This is a genomic window from Amycolatopsis sp. GM8, from assembly GCF_021653975.1.
In the GTDB taxonomy this organism is placed as follows: domain Bacteria; phylum Actinomycetota; class Actinomycetes; order Mycobacteriales; family Pseudonocardiaceae; genus Amycolatopsis_E.
In genome coordinates this window covers 22667-39970 of the sequence record NZ_JAJKFK010000008.1, presented here as the reverse complement: position 1 = coordinate 39970, position 17304 = coordinate 22667, and the positions used below count along the sequence as shown (strand labels likewise).

General features: G+C 70.7%; 13 protein-coding genes. 6 read left to right on the top strand and 7 right to left on the bottom strand.

The window, feature by feature from the left end:
• The first annotated feature begins 194 nt into the window (after positions 1 to 194).
• The 4 genes from LOZ83_RS31430 to LOZ83_RS31415 are packed head-to-tail and all read left to right on the top strand — an operon-like array spanning position 195 to position 5201.
• Positions 195 to 674 carry a formate dehydrogenase subunit gamma gene (locus LOZ83_RS31430; RefSeq protein WP_236795378.1) on the top strand — a complete coding sequence of 160 codons (480 nt, stop codon included), beginning with the start codon at positions 195 to 197 and terminating at the stop codon, positions 672 to 674.
• Entirely contained in the window at positions 671 to 2164 is a 1494-nt protein-coding gene (locus tag LOZ83_RS31425; protein ID WP_236795377.1) for an NADH-quinone oxidoreductase subunit NuoF, read from the top strand. The genes LOZ83_RS31430 and LOZ83_RS31425 overlap by 4 nt, the downstream gene beginning before the upstream one ends.
• The gene (gene fdhF / locus LOZ83_RS31420) at positions 2161 to 4971 is read left to right on the top strand and encodes a formate dehydrogenase subunit alpha (RefSeq protein WP_236795376.1); all 2811 of its coding nucleotides are present in this window, start codon (positions 2161 to 2163) and stop codon (positions 4969 to 4971) included. The genes LOZ83_RS31425 and fdhF overlap by 4 nt, the downstream gene beginning before the upstream one ends.
• On the top strand, positions 4971 to 5201 hold the full coding sequence (locus LOZ83_RS31415; RefSeq protein ID WP_236795375.1) for a formate dehydrogenase subunit delta: 231 nt from the start codon (positions 4971 to 4973) through the stop codon (positions 5199 to 5201). The genes fdhF and LOZ83_RS31415 overlap by 1 nt, the downstream gene beginning before the upstream one ends.
• A 40-nt stretch (positions 5202 to 5241) precedes the next feature.
• On the opposite strand, the gene LOZ83_RS31410 is transcribed toward LOZ83_RS31415, so the two are convergent.
• From LOZ83_RS31410 to cmk, 6 genes are all read right to left on the bottom strand, one after another.
• Positions 5242 to 6507, bottom strand: coding sequence for a M1 family metallopeptidase (locus LOZ83_RS31410; protein WP_236795374.1), 1266 nt, complete (start codon positions 6505 to 6507; stop codon positions 5242 to 5244).
• Positions 6504 to 10397 carry a Pls/PosA family non-ribosomal peptide synthetase gene (locus LOZ83_RS31405; RefSeq protein ID WP_236795663.1) on the bottom strand — a complete coding sequence of 1298 codons (3894 nt, stop codon included), beginning with the start codon at positions 10395 to 10397 and terminating at the stop codon, positions 6504 to 6506. Before LOZ83_RS31405 ends, LOZ83_RS31410 begins: the two co-directional genes overlap by 4 nt.
• Positions 10398 to 10489: 92 nt before the next feature.
• Positions 10490 to 10876, bottom strand: a complete 387-nt coding sequence (locus tag LOZ83_RS31400; RefSeq protein WP_236795373.1) for a hypothetical protein — start codon at positions 10874 to 10876, stop codon at positions 10490 to 10492.
• 17 nt (positions 10877 to 10893) lie between these two features.
• Entirely contained in the window at positions 10894 to 12321 is a 1428-nt protein-coding gene (gene der, locus LOZ83_RS31395) for a ribosome biogenesis GTPase Der (protein WP_236795372.1), read from the bottom strand.
• Positions 12318 to 12977, bottom strand: coding sequence for a 1-acyl-sn-glycerol-3-phosphate acyltransferase (locus LOZ83_RS31390; protein ID WP_236795371.1), 660 nt, complete (start codon positions 12975 to 12977; stop codon positions 12318 to 12320). The genes der and LOZ83_RS31390 overlap by 4 nt, the downstream gene beginning before the upstream one ends.
• Positions 12974 to 13675 (bottom strand): (d)CMP kinase, encoded by a 702-nt coding sequence (cmk, locus tag LOZ83_RS31385; RefSeq protein WP_236795662.1) that lies wholly within the window; start codon positions 13673 to 13675, stop codon positions 12974 to 12976. Before cmk ends, LOZ83_RS31390 begins: the two co-directional genes overlap by 4 nt.
• A 124-nt stretch (positions 13676 to 13799) precedes the next feature.
• On the opposite strand from cmk, the gene LOZ83_RS31380 reads away from it, so the two are divergent.
• Together LOZ83_RS31380 and LOZ83_RS31375 are read left to right on the top strand one after the other, a co-directional pair.
• Entirely contained in the window at positions 13800 to 14282 is a 483-nt protein-coding gene (locus LOZ83_RS31380) for a cation:proton antiporter regulatory subunit (RefSeq protein WP_236795370.1), read from the top strand.
• The gene (locus LOZ83_RS31375) at positions 14283 to 15473 is read left to right on the top strand and encodes a cation:proton antiporter (RefSeq protein ID WP_236795369.1); all 1191 of its coding nucleotides are present in this window, start codon (positions 14283 to 14285) and stop codon (positions 15471 to 15473) included.
• 16 nt (positions 15474 to 15489) lie between these two features.
• Here LOZ83_RS31375 and recQ read toward each other — a convergent pair whose 3' ends face one another.
• Complete coding sequence (gene recQ, locus LOZ83_RS31370) at positions 15490 to 17292, bottom strand: DNA helicase RecQ (RefSeq protein ID WP_236795368.1); 1803 nt, start codon at positions 17290 to 17292, stop codon at positions 15490 to 15492.
• Positions 17293 to 17304: the final 12 nt, after the last annotated feature.

The window sequence follows — 17304 nt, the reverse complement described above, 5'->3', positions numbered from 1 at the left end:
GAGGCCGCGCACGAGTCCGGCATTTCCGGTGGCCACCGCCTTTCGCCAGGTGGAAAAGCGCTGCGGAGGGTTGCTATGGCTGCGAGACTGGGGAGAGCCCGGTAAGGGCCGCGACTCCGCTAGCCCTTCACATCGGGCCCGCAGCCGGTTACGGTTGCTGCATACAGTATGGACCTCGGAGCGGAGGGGCGGCCATGACAGTGGACGGGCACGGCGCCGCGGAGCGGGTGCGGGCGATCGTCGCCGCGCATCGGGACGAACGCGGGGCGCTGCTGCCGATCCTGCACGCCATCCAGGCCGAGTTCGGCTGCGTCGACCAGGAGATCGTCCCGCTGCTGGCCGCCGAACTGAACCTCTCCCGCGCCGAGGTGCACGGCGTGGTCACGTTCTACTCCGACTTCCGCGCCGAGCCCGCCGGCCACGCCGACGTGCGCCTTTGTCGCGCGGAGGCCTGCCAGTCCGTCGGGGCTGAACGGCTCGTCGCACACGCGGAACAGGTGCTCGGCATCAAGCTCGGCCAGACCACGCCGGACGGTTCGGTGACCCTGAACCAGGTCTTCTGCCTCGGCAACTGCGCGCTCGGCCCGGCCGCGCAGGTCAACGGGCGGCTCTACGGGCGGCTCGATCCCGCCCGGCTCGACACGGTCCTCGCGACGGAAACGGCGGCTTCATGAAGGTCTACGTCCCCGGCGACTCGGCGGCCCGCTCCGTCGGCGCGGATCTCGTCGCCAAGGCGTTCGACGCCGAAGGCGCGACCGTGGTGCGCAACGGATCCCGCGGGATGCTGTGGCTGGAACCCTTCGTGGAGACCGAAACCGAACGCGGTCGCGTCGGTTACGGGCCGGTCACACCCGAGGCGGTCGCGGAAATCCTCGACCAGGGCGAGGATCACGAGCTGTGCCAAGGTCTCGTGGAGGAGCTGCCCTGGTTACGTGCCCAGACCCGGCTCTGCTTCGCGAGAGTCGGCGTCACCGACCCACTGTCCACAACGGACTACGTCGCGCACGGCGGACTCGCGGGCCTGCGCGCGGCGCTGAGCAAGGACCCTGCTGAAGTCGTCGCGGAGGTCACGGAATCCGGCCTGCGCGGCCGCGGTGGTGCGGGCTTTCCCGCCGGGATCAAGTGGAAGACCGTCGCCGACACGCCGGGCGAGCTGAAGTTCGTCTGTTGCAACGCCGACGAGGGTGACAGTGGCACGTTCGCGGACCGGATGCTGATGGAGGGCGACCCGTTCACTCTGATCGAGGGCATGACGATCGCCGCGCACGCGGTCGGCGCGACCGAGGGCTACATCTACATCCGCTCCGAGTATCCCGATGCCACGCGCGTGCTGCGCGAAGCAATCCGGTTGGCACGCAACGAGAACTGGCTCGGCACCGACATCCTCGGCTCCGGGCTCGACTTCGATCTGTTCGTGCGCGTCGGCGCGGGTGCGTACATCTGCGGCGAAGAGACCTCGATGCTGGAAAGCCTCGAAGGCAAGCGCGGCATGGTCCGCTCGAAGCCGCCGATACCGGCGATCACCGGCCTGTTCGGCAAACCGACCGTGGTCAACAATGTGCTCACCCTCGCGTCCATTCCCGCCATCCTCGCCGATGGCGCCGAGGCATACAAAAACCTTGGCGTGGAACGGTCGCGCGGCACGCAGGTCTTCCAGCTGGCCGGGAACGTCGCTCGCGGCGGGATCTTTGAAAGCGCTTTCGGGATCACGCTCGGCGAGCTGGTCAACGGGTTCGGCGGCGGCACCCGCACCGGGCGGCCGGTCCGCGCGGTGCAGGTCGGCGGACCGCTCGGCGCGTATATCCCGGTGTCGCAAATGGACCTTCCGATGGACTACGAGGCGTTCGCCGCGGCGGGCGCGATGCTCGGGCACGGTGGGATCGTGGTCTTCGACGACACCGTCGACATGGCGGCGATGGCGCGGTTCGCGATGGAGTTCTGCGCGGAGGAGTCGTGCGGCAAATGCACGCCCTGCCGCGTCGGCTCCGTGCGCGGGGTCGAGGTGATCGACCGGATCGTCGCCGGCCAGGACCCCGAAGGCAACCTCGCCCTGCTCAACGATCTCTGCGAGTTGATGACCGACGGCTCGTTGTGCGCGATGGGCGGCCTCACGCCCAATCCCGTGCGCAGCGCGCTTTTGCACTTCCCGGAGGACTTCTCATGAGCTTGCTCAAGGAACCCGACCTCGGCACGCCGGCGAAGGCCGGTCCGGCGACGGTGTCGCTGGAGGTCGACGGCCTGCCGGTGACCGTGCCCGAGGGCACCTCCATCCTGCGCGCGGCGGCACTGTCCGGAGTGGACATTCCGAAGCTGTGCGCCACCGACAGCCTGGAACCGTTCGGCTCCTGCCGGTTGTGCCTGGTCGAGATCGACGGCCGCCGCGGAACCCCGGCTTCCTGCACCACGCCCGTCACCGAGGGCATGCAGGTGCACACGCAGACGCCGCGCCTGGAGAAGCTGCGCCAGGGCGTGATGGAGCTGTACATCTCCGACCACCCGCTCGACTGCCTGACCTGCTCGGCGAACGGCGACTGCGAACTGCAGGACATGTCGGGCGCGGTCGGCCTGCGCCAGGTGCGCTACGGCTACGAAGGCGAAAACCATCTGCAGCAGGAAAAGGACACGTCCAACCCGTACTTCGACTTCGACCCGTCGAAATGCATCGCCTGCTCCCGCTGCGTCCGCGCCTGCGACGAGGTGCAGGGCACGTTCGCGCTGACGATCGAAGGCCGCGGTTTCGAGTCCAAAGTGGCCGCCGGCGCCGGCGAGCTGTTTATGGACTCCGAATGCGTGTCGTGCGGTGCGTGCGTGCAGGCCTGCCCCACCGCGACACTGGAAGAGAAGTCCGTTGTGGACCTCGGCATGCCGAGCCGGTCCGTGCTGACCACGTGCGCGTACTGCGGGGTCGGCTGCTCGTTCAAGGCGGAGCTGCGCGGCGACGAACTGGTGCGGATGGTGCCGTACAAGGACGGCGGCGCCAACGAAGGACACAGCTGCGTCAAGGGCAGATTCGCCTTCGGCTACGCGACACATCCGGACCGCAGGCTGAACCCGATGATCCGCGAGACCATCGACGACGAGTGGCGCGAGGTCGACTGGGACACCGCGATCGGTTACGTGGCAGAGAAAATGCGCGAAGTCCAGGCGCGGCACGGGATCGGCGCGATCGGCGGGATCACGTCCTCCCGCTGCACCAACGAAGAGGTCTACGTGGTGCAGAAAATGGTGCGCGCGGCGTTCGGCAACAACAACGTCGACACCTGCGCCCGGGTCTGCCACTCCCCCACCGGCTACGGGCTCAAGCAGACGTTCGGCACGTCCGCCGGCACCCAGGACTTCCGGTCGGTCGCGAAATCCGACGTGATCGTGGTGATCGGCGCCAACCCGACCGACGGGCACCCGGTGTTCGCGTCGCGGATGAAGCGGCGGCTGCGCGAGGGCGCGAAGCTAATCGTGATCGACCCGCGCCGGATCGACCTCGTGCGCACGCCGCATATCGAGGCGGCACACCATCTCCAGCTCGCGCCCGGCACGAACGTCGCGGTGGTCAACGCCTTCGCGCACGTGGCGGTCACCGAGGGGCTCGTCGACAGGTCCTTTGTGGACGAGCGTTGCGAGGAATTCGAGGAGTGGGCATCGTTCATCGCGCTGCCCGAGAACAGCCCGGAGGCAACCGAGGAGATCACCGGTGTCCCCGCCGCCGAACTTCGCGCGGCCGCACGGTTGTACGCGACCGGCGGCAACTCGGCGATCTACTATGGACTCGGCGTAACCGAGCACAGCCAGGGTTCGACGATGGTGATGGGCATGGCGAACCTCGCGATGGCCACCGGCAACATCGGCCGCGAGGGTGTCGGCGTGAACCCGTTGCGCGGGCAGAACAACGTGCAGGGTTCGTGCGACATGGGCTCGTTCCCGCACGAACTGTCCGGCTACCGGCACATCTCCGACGACGCGGTGCGCACGGTGTTCGAGGACCTGTGGGGCCGCGAGCTGCTGGCGGAGCCGGGGCTGCGCATTCCCAACATGTTCGACGCCGCGATCGACGGCTCGTTCCGCGCGCTTTTCGTGCAGGGCGAGGACATCGCGCAGTCCGATCCCAACACGCGGCACGTCACCGCCGCGCTGCGGGCGATGGACCTGGTCGTGGTGCAGGACCTGTTCCTCAACGAGACGGCCAAGTTCGCGCACGTCTTCCTGCCGGGCACGTCGTTCCTGGAGAAGGACGGCACGTTCACCAACGCCGAGCGGCGGATCAACCGGGTGCGGCCGGTGATGGCCCCGAAGACCGGCAAGCACGAATGGGAGATCGTCTGCGAGATCGCGCAGGCCATGGGATATCCCATGCGGTACACGCATCCGCGCGAGATCATGGCCGAGATCGCCGCGCTCACCCCGACTTTCGCGGGCGTGTCGTTCGAGAAACTGGACCGGCTCGGCAGCGTTCAGTGGCCGTGCAACGACAAGGCCCCGGAGGGCACGCCGATCATGCACGTGGACGGTTTCGTGCGGGGCAAGGGAAGGTTCGTGCCGACGCCGTTCGTCCCGACGCGCGAGCGCAGCACGCGGCGGTTCCCGCTGATCCTGACGACGGGGCGGATCCTGACGCAGTACAACGTGGGCGCGCAGACCCGGCGTACGGCGAACGTGGCCTGGCATCACGAGGACGTGCTGGAGATCCATCCGCACGACGCGGAGGTCCGCGGCATCGGCGACGGCGACGAGGTCACGCTGTCGAGCCGGGTCGGCGAAACCTCGTTGCACGCCAGGCTTTCCGATCGAATGCCCGTCGGAGTGGTCTATACCACATTCCACTTCCCGGTGACCGGCGCGAACGTGGTGACCACGGAGAACTCCGACTGGGCGACGAACTGCCCGGAGTACAAGGTGACCGCGGTGCAGGTCGGGCTGAAGACCTCCGGGACGGCGGTCGAGCACGCCGAGCGCGCGATCCCGGCGCTGGCGGACTGATGAGCACGGAGTCCCCGCAGATACGGCTGGCGAACGAGATCGCGGCGCAGTTCCACCACCGGCCACCGGACGAGGCGGCCGCCGCGATCGCCGCGCACATCCGCCAGTTCTGGGACCCGCGGATGCGCGCCGACCTGGAGCACCAGCTCGCGACCGCACCCGGCGCCTTCGACCCGCTGGCCCTCGCCGCCGCCCGCCTGCTGACCGCGGCGTCGAACTCGGCGTCCTGAACGTAGGACTCGGCGTCCTGAGTGTCGGACTCGCCGGGGGCTACGGGCGCGGCAACGCCGGGCGCTCCAGCCATGCCGCGAAAAGGTCGCGCAGCGACCGCCCCGCGTGGGCTTCCGCGTGCGCGATGAACTGCTCCGTGGTCACCGTCGCGTGCCGGTGCGCCTCCGCCCAGGACCGCAGCACCGCGAAGAACACCGGGTCGCCGACCTCGCCGCGCAGCGCGTGCAAGGTCAACGCTCCCCGCTTGTACACGCGCTCGTCGAACAGGTGCGCCTCACCGGGGTCGGCGATCGCGAGGTCCTCGGGCAGCGACTCCAGCCGCGCCCGCCACTGCGCGGCGAGCGCCGCGACCGGCGGCCCACCGCATTCCTCGGACCACAGCCATTCCGCATAGGTCGCAAAACCCTCGTTGAGCCAGATGTGCGGCCAGTCCGCGATCGTCAGGCTGTTGCCGAACCACTGGTGCGCCAGCTCGTGCGCGACGAGCCGCTGATACGTCCGGCGACCGTCCACATGGTTCCGTCCGAAGATCGCCATCCCTTGCGCCTCAATGGGATCTTCGAGCTCGTCGTCGGCCACCACCACGACGTACTCGCCGAACGGGTACGGCCCGAACAACCGCGAGAACAGCACCGCCATCTCCGGCTGCCGGCCGAAGTCGTACCTGGCCGCGGGCACCAGGGACCGCGGCACCGCCAGCCGTTGCGACTCCGGCATCGCCAGGTCTTCGTACCGTCCGATTTGGACACTCATCAGGTACGTCGAGGTCGGCTCGCGCCGCTCGTACACCCACGTCGTCGTGCTGCCGCCGACGCGCCGGGACACCAGATCCCCGGTCACCAGCACGGCATACGCCGACGACGTCGTCACGGTGACCCGGTAGGACGCCTTGTCCGCCGGGCGGTCGTTGCACGGGAACCAGGTCGGCGCGCCGATCGGCTGGCTCGCCACCAGCACGCCGTCGGTCAGTTCGTCCCAGCCGATGTCGCCCCAGTGCCCGTCCACCGGCTTCGGGTTGCCCGCGTACCGGACCTCGACCTTGAACCGGCCGACCACCGGCTTCGCCGGTTTCACCGTGAGCTTGTTCCCGCTGCGGCTGAACCTCGCCGCCCGGCCGTCGACGTGCACCCCGGCGACCTTGAACCCGGACAGGTCGAGCCCGAACTTCGACAGCGGGCGCGCCGCCGCGGCGGCGATCCTCGCGCGCGCCGAGAGCCGGTTGGGCACGATCTTGTAGTCGAGTTCGAGGTCGTACTGGGTTACCTGATAGCCGTCGTCGCCGTGCGAGTTCAGAGCAGACTTCAAACCTTGCTTCCCCAAGCCGAAATCGGGTTGCCGAGCCAGCGGGTGTCCGCCGGCACCGCGTCGCCACGCGTCACCAGCGAGCCGGGTCCGACCGTCGTGCGGGCGCCGATCGTGGCCCCGGGCAGCACGATACCGTGCGGGCCCAGCGTCGCGCCTTCGTCGAGAGTCACCTCACTCATCGTCATGATCCGGTCGTGGAACAGGTGAGTCTGGACGACACAGCCGCGGTTGATCGTCGCGCCGTCGCCGAGCCGCACCAGGTCGGCCTCCGGCAGCCAGTAGGTCTCGAGCCAGACGCCGCGCCCGATCCGCACGCCCATCGTCCGCAGCCACGCCGTGAGCAGTGGGGTGCCGCCGATCGAGCCGACCAGCCACGGCACGGCGAGCGCCTCGACGAACGTGTCGGCGAGCTCGTCGCGCCACACGAACGAACTCCACAGTGGATGGTCGACCGTCCGGAACTTCCCCACCAGCAACCACTTCATCAGCGTCGCGATCGCGGCGGCGGCGATCCCGGCGCCGGCCAGCAGCAGCGGTGACACCAGCGCCGCCACCCACAGCCCGGCCGCGGCCCACAGCGCGCCGATGGCGGCGGCGACCAGGACCGCGAGCGCGACCGCGCACATCACCGGCACGATCCGGCACAGCTCGACCGCGGCCCGCGCGAGCTTGAGCCGCAGCGGCGGCCGGTAGGTCCGGCTCGCGTCGGCGACCCCGACCGCGCGCCGCAGCGGCATCGGCGGCATGCCGAGGTACGACGAGCCCTTCTTCGCCTTGCGCGGGGTCGAGGACAGCACACCGACGAGACCACGCTTCGGCACCGCGCGGCCCGGCGCGGTCATCCCGGAGTTGCCGAGGAACGCCTGCTTGCCGATCCGCGCGGGCGCGACGTGCAGCCAGCCGTGGCCCAGTTCGTAGGTCGCGACCATGGTGTCGTCGGCGAGGAACGCGCCGTCGTCGACCTGGGTCATCTTCGGCAGCGCCAGCACCGTCGACGCCTCGACGTCACGACCGACCTTCGCGCCGAGCATCCGCAGCCACACCGGCGTGAACAAGCTGGCGTACAAGGGGAACAGCGCGGTGCGCGCCATGTCCATCAGCCGTTCGGTCGCCCACACCTGCCAGGCGGTCCGGCCGTGCACCGGGTGGTAGCCCTCGGCCATGCCGATGCCGAGCAGGCGCACGCCGACGAGCACCAGCAGCGCGTACGACCCGAAGTACGCGACGGTCGCGAGCGGTACGTAGGCCAGCATGCTCGCCAGGGACGGCGCGCCCAGCAGCACCAGCAGAATCGCCGGCACCGCCGCGACCAGGGGCAGCAGGCCCAGCAGCAACGAGGTCACGCCGTACGTCACCGCCCAGAAGCGCGAACGCGGCGGCCGGCTCGACGGCCAGCGCAGCGCGCCCTTGCCGGTGCGCGCCGCCGGCGATCCGGCCCAGCGCTGTCCGGCCGGCACCGCGCCACGCACGGTCGAACCGGCGGCGATCTCCGCGCCCTTGCCGATCCGGACACCCGGGAAGAGCGTGGTCCGCGCGCCGACGCGCGCGCCGGCGCCGATCCGGATCTTGCCGATGTGCACGAGGTCCCCGTCCACCCAGTGGCCGGACAGGTCGACCTCGGGCTCGACGGCCGCGGCCCGGCCGAGCTTGAGCAGCCCGGTCACCGGCGGCGGTGAGTGCAGGTCGACGTCCTTCGCCACCTTGGCGCCCAGCGCCTTCGCGTAGTGCGTCATCCAGGACGCGCTGGAAACGTTGCTGGCACCGCTGAACTCGGCGAGCTTCTCGGCCGCCCACAGTCGCAAGTGGACACTCCCGCCGCGCGGGTAGCTGCCCGGCCGCACGCCGCGCAGCAGCAACCGGGCGCCACCGGCGGCGATCGCGATCCGGCCGGCCGGGCTGAACAGCACCAGCCAGGCCACGCCCAGCGCCCACCACGGCACCGACGGCGCCCAGGTCGCGCCGGTCGCCGCGAGCACGGTGGTCAGCCCGGCGAGCATGGTGGTCCAGCGCAGGCCGATGACCAGCAGCAGCGGGATCATCAGCAGCGCCTGCACGAAACCGGCGCGGCGCGGCGTCGGTTGGATCTCGCGGTGCGCGGTCTCCGCCGCGCTGAGGCCGTCCAGCACCGCGGCGAGCGCGCCGAGGGTCGGCTGCTGGTAGATGTCGCTGACCGAGACCTGCGGGTGCCGGGTGCGGATCCGGGCGATCAACTGCGCCGCGGTGAGGCTGCCGCCGCCGTGGGTGAAGAAGTCGGCGTCCGCGTCGGACGGCGCCACGCCGAGGATCTCCGCCCAGCCTTCGGCGAGCCACTTCTCGGTCGGGGTCAGCTCGTCGGCGTCCACAGTGGACAGTGGCCAGGGCAGCGCGGCCCGGTCCACCTTGCCCGAGGTGCGCGTGGGCAGGTCGTCGACCACCGCGAGCAGCGGCACCAGAGCGGCCGGGAGGCGGTCCCGCAGCAGGGCCGCCGCGGTGTCGACGTCGAACTCGGCGTCCCGAACGTCGGACTCGGCGTCTTGAATGTCGGACTCGCGGGCGGGGACCACGTAGCCGACGAGGATCTGGTTGCCCGCCTTGGTGGTGCGGATCGCGGCGGCCGCGGCGGTCACGCCGGGCAGCGCCTGCAGCGCGGCGTCGACCTCGCCCAGCTCGATCCGGCGGCCGCCGAGCTTGACCTGCTCGTCGGCGCGGCCGACGAAGATCAGGCCTTCCTCTTCCGCCCGCACCAGGTCGCCGCTGCGGTACGCGCGCGGCCAGCCGAGCGACGGCAGCGGCGCGTACTTCTCGGCGTCCTTCACCTCATCGAGATAGCGCGCGAGCCCGGCGCCGCCGATCACGAGCTGCCCGGTCTCCCCCATCGCGACCGGCTCGCCGGCCTCGTCGATCACCGCGAGCTGCCAGCCGACCAGCGGCAGCCCGATCCGCACCGGCCCTTCGCCGGTCAGCGGCGCGGCGCAGGCGACGACCGTCGCCTCGGTCGGGCCGTAGGTGTTCCACACCTCGCGCCCCTCGACGGCGACCCGCTCGGCCAGCTCCGGCGGGCACGCCTCGCCGCCGAAGATCAGCAGCCGCACGTCTTCCAGCGCGTCCGCGGGCCACAACGAGGCCAGGGTCGGCACGGTCGAGACGATCGTGATGCGCTGCGCGACCAGCCACGGGCCGAGGTCCACGCCGGTGCGCACGAGCGACCGCGGCGCGGGCACCAGGCAGGCGCCGTGCCGCCAGGCCAGCCACATTTCCTCGCAGGAAGCGTCGAACGCGACCGACAGCCCGGCCAGCACCCGGTCGCCGGGCCCGATCGGCTCCTCGGTCAGGAACAGCCCGGCCTCGGCGTCCACGAACGCGGCGGCCGCGGAATGGCTGACCGCCACACCTTTCGGTTTACCGGTGGAACCCGAGGTGAAGATGATCCAGGCGTCGTCCCACAGGCTGGGGACACCGGGCCGCCCGATCGGGGCGGAATGGCGGGTCAGCGTGCCACCGTCGGTGAGCACCGCGCACACGCCGGCCTCGCCGAACACCAGCTCGGCGCGCTCGTCCGGGTCGTCGGCGTCGACCGGGACGTACGCGGCACCGGCGGCGAGGATCGCGAGGATCGCGACGTACAGCTCGGCGGTGCCGGACGAGATCCGGACCCCCACCCGGTCACCGACGCCGACGCCGAACTCGGCGAGCCGCCGCCGCACGACGTCGATCTCCTCGGCGAGCCGGCGGTAGCTGAGCACCTGCGTGCCGTCGTCGATCGCGGCGGCGCCGGGATGGCGCGCGACGGTGTCGGCGAGGATGTCGAGCAGCGTGCGCTCGGTGCCACCGAGGCCGGTCCAGAACAGCGCTTTCGGCCGGGTATCAACGACAACTGGCTCTACGGGCAGGGGCGTGTCCAGCGCAGGCAGCAAGGCCCGTCACTCACCTTTCGGTACAAGTCGGGCTTGCGCTCGTCTGGTGAGGCGCCCGGTGCAGCCATTCAGCTTACCCGAAGATGAACTCAGGGTTGCGGCGCGGTCTCGGCATGGTCTCCCGGGAAGAACTCGCGGACCGGGACGAGCAGGCCCGCCAGCGAAAGCACGAGGAAAACCACCTGGTGGATGTGGTCTTTCCCGGGCGGCAGCTGTCCTGCCAGGTGCGCTGCCCAGAACAGCGGATAGAACCACAACGCGAACCACGCCCAGCGCTCCCGGCGCCGGAACGGCACCAGCGCGAGCAGCGCGCCGAACAGGCCGACCCCGGCCGAGGCCAGCCCGTCCGCGCGATACAACAACGTGTCACCGGCAGGCGGAGCGATCGCCACGACGACGCCGAAGCCCGCGATCCCGAGACTCACGGCCACCAGGCAGATCCACCCGGCGCGCACCGCGTTGCTCTCTCGCCGCATCCGACGACACTAGCGAGTTACTTGCCTTTGCGCGGCTTCTTCTCCCGCACCCGCACGTTGATCCGCACCGGGCTGCCCTCGAACCCGAAGCGCTCCCGGAACTTCCGCTCGATGAACCGCCGGTAGCCGGACTCAAGGAACCCGCTGGTGAACAGCACCAGCGTCGGCGGCCGGATCGCCGCCTGGGTGGCGAACAACACCTTCGGCTGCTTACCGCCGCGCACGGGCGGCGGGGTCGCGGCGATCAGTTCCGAAAGCCAGCCGTTGAGCTGTCCCGTCGGCACCCGGCGGTCCCACGACTCGAGCGCCGTGCGCAGCGCGGGCGCGAGCTTGCGCACCGACCGGCCGGTGAGCGCGGAGATGTTCACCTTCTGCGCCCACGGCACCCGGACGAGCCCGCGGTCGAGCTCCTTGTCCAGCTGGTACCGGCGATCCTCGTCGACGAGGTCCCATTTGTTGAACGCCAGCACGCACGCGCGCCCCGCCTCGACCACCATCGTCAGCACCCGCAGGTCCTGTTCGGACAGTGGTTCGCTGGCGTCGAGCAGCACGATCACGACCTCGGACGCGTCGATCGCGGCCTTCGTGCGGATCGACGCGTAGTACTCGGTGCCGCTCGCAGTGTGCACGCGCTTGCGCAGGCCCGCGGTGTCGACGAACTTCCAGGTCTGCCCGTCCAGCTCGACGAGCGAGTCCACCGGGTCGACCGTGGTCCCGGCGACCGAGTCGACCACCGCGCGTTCCTCGCCGGTGAGCTTGTTGAGCAGGCTCGACTTGCCCACGTTCGGCTTCCCGACCAGCGCGACGCGCCGCGGCCCGGCCGCCCGCTCGCCGAGGTCGCGCGGCGCCTCGGGCAGTGCCGCGACGATCGCGTCGAGCAGGTCGCCGGAGCTGCGGCCGTGCAGGGCGCTGACACCCATCGGCTCGCCGAGGCCCAGTGACCACAGCGACGCGACGTCGGCCATCAGGCGGTTGTCGTCGACCTTGTTCGCGGCCAGGATCACCGGCCGCTTCGACCGGCGCAGCACCCGCGCGACCGCCTCGTCGGTGGTGGTCGCGCCCACCGACGCGTCCACCACCAGCAGCACCGCGTCCGCGGTGGTCATCGCCAGCTCGGCCTGCGCCGCGACCGCGCCCTGCAGGCCGCTGGCGCCGGGCTCCCAGCCGCCGGTGTCCACGACGGTGAACCGGCGGCCGTTCCACAGCGCGTCGTAGGCGATCCGGTCGCGGGTCACCCCGGGCACGTCCTGCACGACCGCCTCGCGGCGGCCGAGGATCCGGTTGACCAGCGTGGACTTGCCCACGTTCGGCCGGCCCACGACGGCGAGCACCGGCTGGTTCAGCGCGGCTTCCTCGCCGTCGTCCAGGCCGTCCACCTGCGCGTCGAGCGCGGCGAACTCCGCCTCGTCCGACCAGGAGCCGTCGGCCCCCTCCAGCTCTGTCATGACTTCGCTTTCTCTGTCTGTGCGCGCTGGGCGTCCAGCTCGCGCACGAGCGCGGCGAGTGTGCCGCGCAGTTCTTCGGTGGCCAGGTCCAGCCCGGTCCGGCCCTTGCCGACCTCGACCCGGAACGGCTCGCCGATCAGCAGGTCGACCCGCGGGCGGAAGCGCCGCTTGCGATCGGCCGGGCGTTTGGTGCCGCGGACCGCCACCGGCAGCACGACCGCGCCGGTGCCGCGCAGCAGCCAGGCCGCGCCGGCCTCGGCCTTGGTGACGTTCCCGTCGCCGCGGGTGCCCTCGGGGAACACGCCGACCAGGCCGCCGTCGGCCAGGATCTTCGCGGTGGTCAGCAATGGTGCCCGATCGGGTTCACCCCGGCGGACCGGCACCTGCCCGATCCGCCGGAGGAACCACCCCATGGCGCCGGTGAACATCTCCTCTTTCACCAGGAACACCGAACGCCGCGGCAGCATTCCGTAGATGAGCTGCGGTTCGACGAGCGAACTGTGGTTGGCGATGAGCAGCACGGGCCCGGTGCGCGGCACCCGCTCGCGCCCGTGCACCCGGATCCGGTAGGCGGGCCGGAACAGTACTTTGCCGATCGCCCGGCCGAGATCGTGCAGCGAACCGGACGCGCCTTCGGGCAGGCCGGCGGAGCTCACTGGGTGACCTCCGCGGCGCAGTGGAGCAGCCCGCGGCGGCTCGCCAGCTCGGTGAGCGCGACCAGCACCTGCTCGATCCCCAGGTCGGAGGTGTCCAGGTGCACCGCGTCCTCGGCGGCGCGCAGCGGCGACGCGGCGCGGCTGCTGTCCAGCCTGTCCCGACGGTCGACCGAAGCGAGTGCCTCGGCCGGCGTGCTCTCGCGGCCCGCCGCGGTGTCCTGGGCGCTGCGGCGCGCCGCCCGGACCTCGGGGGACGCGGTGAGGAACACCTTGAGCGGCGCGTCCGGCGCGACCACGGTGCCGATGTCCCGGCCGTCGACGACGATCCCGCCGACCTCGGCGAGGACCCCGTCGATGATCTTCCGCTGGCGCGCGACCAGCAGCTCGCGCACGGCGGGCACCGCGGAAACCGGCGAGACCGCGTCGTTGACCTCGGGTCCGCGGATCTCGGCGGAGACGTCCTCGCCGGCCAGCGTGACGCTGGGCCGCACGGGCGTGGTGCCGATGGTGAACACGGCGTCCCGCGCGATCGCCGTGACCGCGCCGGCGTCCGTCATGTCGATGCCCGCGCGCAGCCCGGCGAGCGTGACCACCCGGTACATCGCGCCGGTGTCGAGGAATCCGGCGCTCAGGCGCTCGGCGAGCTTGCGCGCGACCGTGGTCTTCCCGGTCCCGGACGGGCCGTCCAGCGCGACCACCCCACGTAGCGTCACCGATGCACTCCTTGCCCCGTAATCGTTCGTCCGCCGGGCCCATTCTGCCTGGCTGGCGGCCACGCGCCCGCACCGGGCCGAACCGGACATACCAGGTAACCTGGTGATCGTGAACGTGGAAGTGACTCCTCTGCCCGGCATCGGCGTGCGCAAGGACTTCGCGCTGCGCAACGGCAGGCGCGTCGGTGTGGTGACCCACCGCGACGGCAAGATCGAGCTGATCGTGTCCAAGACCGACGACCCGGACGCGTGCCAGGCCGAGATACCGCTGACCACCGACGAGGCCGGCGCGCTCGCGAACCTGCTCGGCGCGCCGCAGCTGGTCGCGCAGCTGACCGAGGAGCACCGAGAGGTGCCCGGGATCAACACGCGCCAGCTGCCGATCAAGGCGAACGCACCGTTCGACGGCCGTACCCTCGGCGACACCGCGATGCGCACGCGCACCGGGGTGTCCGTGGTCGCGGTCATGCGCGCGGGCCAGGTTCACCCGTCACCGACGCCGGATTTCACGTTCACCGCGGGCGATCTGCTCGTGGCCGTCGGCACCGCCGAAGGCCTCGAGAACGCCCTCAAGATCTTGAGAAACGGATAAATGGAACACACCGCGCTCTCCCTCGTCGAACTCGGTGCCGTCTTCTTCGCCCTCGGCGTGCTGGGCAAGCTCGCCGGCCGGATCGGGATGTCGCCGATCCCGCTGTACCTGGTGGGCGGGCTGGCCTTCGGGAAGGGAGGGTTGAGCCCGCTGCCGGATATCGACGGCTTCACGCACCTGGCCAGCGAAATCGGTGTCGTGCTGCTGTTGCTGATGCTGGGTCTCGAATATTCGGCACCGGAGCTGATGACCGGGCTCAAACGGTCGTGGCTGGCCGGGCTCCTGGACATCGTGCTCAACGCGGCGCCGGGTGCCGCCGTCGCGCTGCTGCTGGGCTGGGGCCCGATCGGCGCGATCGTGATGGCGGGGGTGACGTACATATCGTCGTCGGGGATCGTCGCGAAGGTGCTCGGCGACCTCGGCCGGCTCGGCAACCGGGAAACGCCGGTGGTGCTGTCGATCCTCGTGTTCGAGGATCTCGCCATGGCGCTGTACCTGCCGATCCTCACGGCGTTGCTGGCCGGGGTCAGCTTCCTCGGCGGGCTGAAGGCGGTCGGCATCTCGCTCGCGGTGATCACGATCGTGCTGGTGATCGCGCTCAAGTTCGGGCGCTACGTGTCGGCCATCGTGAACTCCGACGACCGCGAGGTGTTCCTGCTCAGGGTGCTGGGCGTGGCGCTGCTCGTGGCCGGTCTCGCGTCGGCGCTGCAGGTTTCCGCGGCGGTGGGCGCGTTCCTGCTCGGCATCGCCATCTCCGGGTCGACGGCCGAGAACGCGACGCGCCTGCTGGAACCGTTGCGGGACCTGTTCGCGGCGGTGTTCTTCGTGGTGTTCGGCCTGAACACCGTGCCGGCGTCGATCCCGCCGGTGCTCGGCTGGGCGGTGGCGCTCGCCGTGGTGACGACGCTGACGAAGGTGGCGACCGGCTGGTTCGCCGCGTGGCGGCAAGGGATCGGCCGGCTCGGGCGCGCCCGGGCCGGGGCGGCGCTGGTGGCACATGGGGAGTTCTCCATCGTCATCGCGGGCCTGGCGGTGACGGCCGGTGCCGTGTCCGACGACCTCGCCGCGCTCGCGACCGCGTACGTGCTGCTGATGGCGGTCCTCGGCCCGACGGCCGCCCGGATCGTCGAACCGATCGCGAAAGCCCTGCAGCGCAAGACCACCCGCGCCGAAACCGCCACCGCGAACTGACCCCGCGCTCCGGGCGTTACTCCGCGAGCACGTCCAGGATCTGCTGGCCGTACTTGGCCAGCTTGTTCTCGCCGACGCCGCTGATCGTGCCCAGGTCGGTCAGGGTCTTGGGCTGCTCGGTGGCGATCTGCCGCAGCGTCGCGTCGTGGAAGATGACGTAGGCCGGGACGCCCTGGTCCTTCGCCGTGGTGCCGCGCCAGGTGCGCAGCTTCTCGAACATCGGCGCGGCCTCGGCCGGCATCTCGACCGCGGTCTTCTTCGCGGTACGCGCCGGTTTGGGTTCGCGCTTCGGCTCGCGGCGCAGCCGGACCTCTCGCTTGCGGCCCAGGACATCGCTGCTCGCGTCGGTCAGCACCAGGGTGCCGTAATCCCCTTCCACCGCGAGCAAACCCTGCGCCAGCAGCTGCCGCACCACACCGCGCCACTCCCCGTCGGCCAGCTCGGTGCCGATCCCGAACACCGTCAGCTCATCGTGCCGGTGCTGCTGCACCTTGGGCGTCGACTTGCCCAGCAGGATGTCGATGATCTGCCCCGCGCCGAACTTCTGCCGCCGCTCGTTCTGCAACCGGTACACAGTGGACAGTAGTTTCTGCGCGGGGATCGTGCCGTCCCACGACTCCGGCGGCGCGAGGCAGGTGTCGCAGTTGCCGCACGGCTCCCCGGACTGCCCGAAGTAGTTCAGCAGCTGCACCCGCCGGCATTCGACGGTCTCGCACAGCGCCAGCATCGCGTCCAGATGGGTGGACAGGCGCCGCCGGTGCGCGCTGTCACCCTCGGACGTTTCGATCATCTTCCGTTGCTGCACAACGTCTTGCAGCCCGTAGGCGAGCCACGCCGTGGACGGCTGCCCGTCGCGGCCGGCGCGCCCGGTCTCCTGGTAGTAGCCCTCGACGGACTTCGGCAGGTCGAGATGCGCCACGAACCGCACGTCCGGCTTGTCGATCCCCATCCCGAACGCGATCGTCGCGACCACGACGAGCCCGTCCTCCCGCAGGAACCGCGCCTGGTTCGCGGCGCGGGTCCGCGAGTCGAGCCCCGCGTGGTACGGCACCGCCGGAATCCCGTTCTGGACAAGGAATTCCGCAGTCTTCTCCACCGACGCCCGCGACAGGCAGTAGACGATCCCCGCATCCCCGGCGTGCTCGCTGCGCAACAGCTCCAGCAGCTGCTTCTGCGGGCTGTTCTTCGGCACGATCCGGTACTGGATGTTCGGCCGGTCGAAGCTCGCCACGAAATGCTTGGCGTCGCCCAGATTCAGCCGGGTCGCGATCTCCGCATGCGTCGCCTTCGTCGCCGTCGCGGTCAGCGCGATGCGCGGGATGTCCGGCCACCGCTCGTGCAGCTCGGACAGCGCCAGGTAGTCCGGCCGGAAGTCGTGGCCCCACTGGGAAACACAGTGCGCCTCGTCGATCGCGAACAGCGCGACCTTGCCCCGGCCGAGCAGCTCGGTCGTCGACTCCAGGCGCAGCCGCTCGGGCGCGAGATACAACAGGTCCAGCTCGCCGTCCAGGAACGCGGACTCGACCTCGCGGCGCTGCTGGTAGTCCTGCGTGGAGTTCAGGAACCCGGCGCGCACGCCCAGCGCGCGCAACGCGTCCACCTGGTCCTGCATCAGCGCGATCAGCGGCGAGATCACCACCCCGACGCCTTCGCGCACGAGCGACGGGATCTGGTAGCACAACGACTTCCCGCCGCCGGTCGGCATCAGTACGAGCGCGTCGCCGCCGTCGACGACCTGGCTGATGATCGCCTCTTGCTCGCCACGGAACGAGTCGTAGCCGAAGACGCGGCGCAGCACGTCGAGCGCGGTGGAAGTCACCCGGCGATGGTA

Coding starts and splice junctions, on each gene's coding strand:
- LOZ83_RS31430 (WP_236795378.1), top strand. CDS start 195: ATGACAGTGGACGGGCACGGCGCCGCGGAGCGGGTGCGGGCGATCGTC.
- LOZ83_RS31425 (WP_236795377.1), top strand. CDS start 671: ATGAAGGTCTACGTCCCCGGCGACTCGGCGGCCCGCTCCGTCGGCGCG.
- fdhF (WP_236795376.1), top strand. CDS start 2,161: ATGAGCTTGCTCAAGGAACCCGACCTCGGCACGCCGGCGAAGGCCGGT.
- LOZ83_RS31415 (WP_236795375.1), top strand. CDS start 4,971: ATGAGCACGGAGTCCCCGCAGATACGGCTGGCGAACGAGATCGCGGCG.
- LOZ83_RS31400 (WP_236795373.1), bottom strand. CDS start 10,876: ATGCGGCGAGAGAGCAACGCGGTGCGCGCCGGGTGGATCTGCCTGGTG.
- der (WP_236795372.1), bottom strand. CDS start 12,321: ATGACAGAGCTGGAGGGGGCCGACGGCTCCTGGTCGGACGAGGCGGAG.
- LOZ83_RS31375 (WP_236795369.1), top strand. CDS start 14,283: ATGGAACACACCGCGCTCTCCCTCGTCGAACTCGGTGCCGTCTTCTTC.